Here is a 6,243-nt window from a genome sequence, read left to right as displayed (position 1 = left end):
TTGTCATAGTTAATATAGTTACTATAAAACATCTAAAATAAGTACTACAGTGGTATCCCCCTGCGTTTATTCTTAAGATACCAAAGGTTATTATGAATATCGCTGCTTCCTTTATCCGTCCTAATCCATAGGCTATAGCAAATATACCTATACCCTTAAATATGCTTACAATAAATAGCTGTAAACCATACATGTAAATATCATGATCTTCAGATTTAATTATGTTATTTTTAACTAGCTTTTGAGTTATTGTTCTACATATTTTATCAATCATATTTTTCACCATTTAATTCCATATTTGTCTTTTATTTTATTTATTTATAAAGTTTTTTCAATGTTTTTTATAAAAGTGGTAGCTGAAACGTGATATTTGGTATGTATATTTTCAAAAAAGTAAAAACAACTCTTTTTGGGGAGTCCTTTTTGGTGTTATGTAATTTGGATTTAAATCTCCGCTTTGCCACGGGGACAGTCTCTCCGTTTTCCCTGCGGGCACTGTCCTTATCAGTCAGACGTATGGACAGTCCCCATGGCGCCGCTACTTTCTCAATGATCTCAGACAGACATCCAAACACACTAAAAAAAGTGTGTGTCAGATGTGTCAGTCCTCAAGTCACATTTTCTTTATAGGGTATCTTCAATTGGTATAGCAATATTTATTTTAAAGATATTTGATTCATCTTCTATTTTTATTATTCCTCTATATTTTTCTACAGTTTGCTTTATATTTGTTAAGCCAAATCCATGATTTTCAGCATCTGATTTTGTTGTAAACCCTTCATTATTTATTTTCCTCTCTAATTCTATTTCTGAAAGTTTACTATTTGCTACTTTTATTATTAAATTATTCATTTTAGTATAAATATTTACTTCTATGTATCTATTATCTTCTTCTACCTTCTCACATGCTTCTATAGCATTGTCTAAAAGATTTCCTATTATAATTGATATATCTATACATTCAATTGATATATTTGTGTTTATATCTATGTCTATATCTACTTTTATCTTTTTCTTTTTTGCCTTTGTAATTTTTGTATTTAATAATGATGCAAGAATAGGATTACCTACATTTATTATTTCATTATATTCAGCAGTTTCTTTAGTTAATTTTTCGATATATTCTTTAATTTTTTCAAATTCCTCCATGTTAATCAGCCCATATATGCACCCGATATGATGATTAAAGTCGTGCCTTTGAGCCCTTATATTCTTAAACATGTCATCCATATTTTTCATGTAAAAAGTCTGTCTTTTGTACTCTCTTTCCTTTAAATTCCACTCTATTTCCTTTACAGCATATTCCATTATTTTCTTTGTAATTTCTAGTATTGCTATGGTAAACATTATAATACCTACTGATAATATGGCTATGTGTCTTTTTTCATTTCCCCTGATTACATTAGTATTCTTATAAAAATAAATTGCTGAAAAAATAACTATTATATTTAGTACTAGTACAAACAGTAATTGATATATTTGTGTTTTTTTAAAGTAATTTGCTATTTTATATTTTATTTTCTGCCCTAACTGTTTAATAAGCAAATATAGAATTATTTTTGATGTAATTGCACCTGATATTCTACATATATTATTAGTAAAAAAAATCGTAGAATCCTTATTTGTAATAAACATTATTAAAATTGTTACCAACATTTCAACTATAGAGCTTAATACTATTCCTAATGTAATAAATAAACCTATGTATATGAACCTTTCTTTAAATATCTTATTAAAAAGAATTGCTGTAGTGAATACCATTATTACTAAACCCAACAAATTTGCAGTTCCTAGTTCATGATTAATATAATAATTTATTCCTATCTGTAGGAGTATTATTATAAGTATTTGTTTATTATTTACTTTTCTTCTTGTTAAGAATTTATCTGTAAAATAGAACATTAAAGCAACATCTAATATGGCAAATATATAGTTTATTATTAACCAATTATTCATATTCTCACCATGCTTACTTAAACAAATTTTCTTCTAAAATTTTTTTAATCTCTGTTTTATATTTTCTACTGACAGGAACGTATCCTTTTATATCCCTCATATATATTTGTTTATCCTTCAACTTATAAATCTTTGACATATTGACTATATAGCCTTGATGACATTGTATAAAACTTTTTTCCATATCTAATTCTTTCTTTAATTCCTTAAGAGTTCCATAATATTCATAATCACCCTCTGAAGTATACACCTTTATCTTATTTAATAATTTTTCAAAATAAAATATATCTTTGTACTTTACCTTAACTACACTTTTTTTGTTATTAATAATAAAGATACTGTTTTTTTCTTTAAATGCTATTTTCTCTTCAAGCCTTAAATTTATGTCATTTATACACTTTGAAAATCTTTCTTGGGTAATCGGTTTCAAAATATATTGAAATGCATTTATATCAAAGGCTTCAAGGGCACGGGCTTTAAATCCAGTTATAAATACTATAATACAGTCTTTGTATTTTTTTCTTATTTCTTTTCCCAATTCTATTCCATCTATACCTTCCATCTCTATATCTAAAAATGCTACATCTATTTTTTTGTTTTCTATTTTCTCTAATAATTCTTCTCCACTTAAAGCTTCTATTATTTTTACTTCATAATTGTTATCTTGTGACTTTATATGTGAAGTTACTATCTCTACTATTGTTGATTCATCATCACAAACTGCTATAGTTAACTTCATAGGTATCCCTCCAAGCAATTTTTTAATAAAATTCCTTTAATTATAATTACTACATACTTACCCAAAATCCTTTCCTTTATTTTGCATTTATTTCAATGTATAAAAAATAGGAAATAAATCCTATCAAAAGATTTATTTCCTATCTAAAATATCTATATATCAAACCGAGGGTCTGACCCCTTTTTATTCTATTTAGTTCTTATTATTATATACGTACAAGAAGCAATTACGCCTGACAAAAACAATAATGAAATTGCTATCCCTTCTTCAGCATTAGATATGGCTAATACACCCGTTATTATAAATCCTATTATAAAAACTACTAAACCTAAGAGAACTGGCTTTAATAAATTCAACAAACATCTCCTCCTCTAACATTTAAACGTAACTATATAAATATTGCATTTATCGAGTACCCTTAATAAGAATATTGTTTAAAATGTTACTCGAATATATTCCACAATAGAAACTTTGTATTGTAAAATTAGTTTTATAGTTTTCTATATATTTATCATCACTATTATCAACCATAATAAAATATCCTCCATTTATTCCTTTTAATCTTTTCAAATAACTATCTATGTTTTCTTTTTGTTCTTTGGAAATTTTAATTTTAAATTTATCTAATAAATTGAGCATCCTATAAGTAGAATATATATTACCTACCCTATTATCTTTACTTATTACAAAACACCCTTCTATATCATAAAATTCAAAAATACTTTTAGTTAGTAATTCACTTTCTATTTTAATATTCAACATATCAGCTAATAACACAATATAATAAAAATCTTTTTCATTATTTATACTTTTTATTTTCGTAGTAATATAGCCATAATTGAGTCTTTCAATAAGTCTGTCATATTTATTCGATAGCTGAAAATTATATATTTTATTAAAATATATTACGCAATAAGCATCGAAAAAATTAATATCGTTTAAATCCATAGTTTCTAAAGTATTAGATAATGCATCTTTAACCAGATTCTCATATTCAAAATTTTTACATTCCATGTCATTGTATATTAAGTAAATATAATATATATCTATCATGGATCCACCATTTACTTTTAAATAATTTTTAATATACGCTAAAGCTTTCTCTTTATTATATTCAAACTTTAAGATGTTTGAGAGTTTTATCCCATAATACATATTAAGAATATTTGTTGATGGTTGATTTTCATAGAACACATATTCCATATTATCTTCTATTATATTTACTATTTCGTTTGAAATTTTTTTATCATATATTTTAAATATTTTTAACATTTGATATGTAGCTTGAGGATTTGATAAAAAACTTTTCCTAATTAAATCAATATCTTCATATTGCTTAATAAAATTTTCATTGAATTTATAGTTTATATTAAGATAGCTAAAAATATTGTAAAAATTAATTATGCCTAAATTGCCTATTAAATTAGTAATATTTTCTTGATTAATATAATTATTAAATTCTTCATACCAGAAAAGTATCCATTTCTTTCTTTTATAAATATCTTTTTTTATATCTTTAATTGAATATTTATCTAAAATTCTCAAATTATCTATTATTATTAATCCTCGATCAAATACATTCTTTTTTAATTGTTCTTTTTTAAAAGTAAAATTTTTATCGTTTAAAAAAAGATTTATCATAGAGTGCTCAATATCATATAATAAATCTTCTGGCAAGTATCCTATATAGTCAAAAATTTGTAACGCAATATTTGTTGCTATAATTTTAGAGTCTTGATCTTCATCCCTATTTTTAATATAAAATAATCCTTCATCTGATATGTATCTCTCTAATAACTTATTAATGTAATATTCTTTGTTTTTCACTTCGTTAAACACTTTTTTCTCAATTTGTACCATATTTAAAATATTAAACAAATTCTTATCTTGTAGTTTTATATCATTTACTTGCTCTATATTTAGCCTTGCGGCATTAATTAACTCTTTTGGATAATCAATGTCACAGATATCCTTCATACTGAATAGCCATGCTACATTATAATAATGGATATTGTTATTAAAAATATCATATATTGTATCAAAACTAAAAAATGTATATTTATCATTTTCAGTATGCATTTCTTTTAACAATGTATAATCTTTGTTTCCATTATATACTATTGTGGCTACATCCTTATTTTTTTTTGTATCTTTTTTATATGTTAAATTAAAAATTAAAAATATAAAAAATAAGATAATAATAATAGTAAATAAATTCTTCTTTTTAAGCATTATTTTACTCCTTCTAATTGTGTAGATTATATATTATTAATTAGTATTTATAAACATTTAATATCCAAAAGTTTGCATTTTTCCTAAAAGTACTGAAATTAGTAATTTCATTATGTTTAAAGAAACCATCAACATTAACGGTTATAAGAAAAAGACAAAACTATCGCAATATACTATTCAGATAGAAAGGTAATTAATACCAATCTATCTGAATTTATGAATTATTTAATTACTTTACAATAAAGTTGAGTCAACAGCAGATGTGTCATGAGTTGTTGTGCCAAATGTATAATATCCTCTAGCTTTTTGCTTTATATAGAGTTCATAACCATTAAAGTCTAAGTTACTATAATTATGAGTTATTATCCATTCGTCATCGTAATCTTTTGACCATGTTCCTGTTTTAGATGTAAGCCCACCAGTTACACTCCAGTCACTTCCAAGAGTTATTGATACTGCTACACCTGTAATAGTGAAACTATCCTCAAGCTTTATATTATCACAATTTACTGGATTGCTTCCCATCCATTTTGCTTTAGATGTTCCATTTACTCTTAGATCAGTTATTACTGAATATGTAACATCAGAATCAAATTCACTTTGGCAATAACTACCATTGTAATCATATCTATCAGAGTCTTTTAAATTTATAGTTGTTGCAAGTGACATTACTTCTTGACCTAAAAATTCATTAACTTCCGCTTCAAACTTGATTTTATCTGTTACTTTATTAGATGAGGTTATTACTCTATCCTTGCCATCTTTTGAAATTTCAACATGCATTGATTTATTAATTTTATCATGTGTAGGCTCTGCATTTACTGTTAAAGAACTTACAATCAAAAGAGTAATACATAAAATCCCAATAATAGGTTTTTTCATAATATTAACACCCTTTCATTACATTATTAGTTTACAAATACTAAAAGGAGCTTAAATTATCCCCTTACTTGTCTTAATTTAATTATCCTATCTACTTCTTTATAATCTTTACTTAAATCACTTTTATTTTTTATAAATCGTTCATTACTAAAAAACCATTACTACAATTATAATTCTTTAAAATAATTGAATTATTTTTATGTTTCATTTACCGTTATAAAAACTCTCTATCTTTTCATAGTAAATATTTTCTTGTTTGGAGCTCTTATCTCATTCATTCCTTATCGCCTCCTTTCTTCTAACAGCTACAATCTAAAAACTTAGCACCTTTATAATATTAAAATTTATAATTTGTTATAATACCTTTTACCTCCTCAGCTTCTCAGGAAACTTAGGCTGATGGTATATAACATAACAGCAGGTTCCTGCTCCTA

General features: G+C 24.9%; 7 protein-coding genes. All 7 read right to left on the bottom strand.

What is annotated here, in order from left to right; genetic code table 11:
• Positions 1-274, bottom strand: a 274-nt coding sequence (locus BUB36_RS18215; protein WP_165613148.1) for an accessory gene regulator B family protein, incomplete at its 3' end; no start/stop codon positions are given.
• A gap of 350 nt (positions 275-624) precedes the next feature.
• Complete coding sequence (locus BUB36_RS18210; protein ID WP_073153616.1) at positions 625-1,956, bottom strand: sensor histidine kinase; 1,332 nt, start codon at positions 1,954-1,956, stop codon at positions 625-627.
• A gap of 13 nt (positions 1,957-1,969) precedes the next feature.
• A complete protein-coding gene (locus BUB36_RS18205) occupies positions 1,970-2,695 on the bottom strand; it encodes a LytR/AlgR family response regulator transcription factor (RefSeq protein ID WP_073153613.1) in 726 nt (241 codons plus the stop codon).
• Positions 2,696-2,883: 188 nt separating this feature from the next.
• Entirely contained in the window at positions 2,884-3,051 is a 168-nt protein-coding gene (locus BUB36_RS19920; protein ID WP_165613147.1) for a hypothetical protein, read from the bottom strand.
• A gap of 49 nt (positions 3,052-3,100) precedes the next feature.
• The gene (locus BUB36_RS18200; RefSeq protein WP_073153610.1) at positions 3,101-4,927 is read right to left on the bottom strand and encodes a hypothetical protein; all 1,827 of its coding nucleotides are present in this window, start codon (positions 4,925-4,927) and stop codon (positions 3,101-3,103) included.
• A gap of 234 nt (positions 4,928-5,161) precedes the next feature.
• Positions 5,162-5,809 carry a hypothetical protein gene (locus BUB36_RS18195; protein WP_073153607.1) on the bottom strand — a complete coding sequence of 216 codons (648 nt, stop codon included), beginning with the start codon at positions 5,807-5,809 and terminating at the stop codon, positions 5,162-5,164.
• Positions 5,810-6,175: 366 nt separating this feature from the next.
• Positions 6,176-6,243, bottom strand: a 68-nt coding sequence (locus BUB36_RS20715; RefSeq protein WP_131821360.1) for a cyclic lactone autoinducer peptide, incomplete at its 5' end; no start/stop codon positions are given.

The sequence above is a fragment of the Paramaledivibacter caminithermalis DSM 15212 genome, from assembly GCF_900142245.1.
GTDB lineage: Bacteria > Bacillota > Clostridia > Peptostreptococcales > Caminicellaceae > Paramaledivibacter > Paramaledivibacter caminithermalis.
This window is presented reverse-complemented; position numbering and strand designations above follow the sequence as displayed.

Bases quoted from the DNA above. Each gene is read 5' to 3' on its own strand.
- BUB36_RS18210 (WP_073153616.1), bottom strand. From the start codon at position 1,956: ATGAATAATTGGTTAATAATAAACTATATATTTGCCATATTAGATGTT.
- BUB36_RS18205 (WP_073153613.1), bottom strand. From the start codon at position 2,695: ATGAAGTTAACTATAGCAGTTTGTGATGATGAATCAACAATAGTAGAG.
- BUB36_RS18200 (WP_073153610.1), bottom strand. From the start codon at position 4,927: ATGCTTAAAAAGAAGAATTTATTTACTATTATTATTATCTTATTTTTT.
- BUB36_RS18195 (WP_073153607.1), bottom strand. From the start codon at position 5,809: ATGAAAAAACCTATTATTGGGATTTTATGTATTACTCTTTTGATTGTA.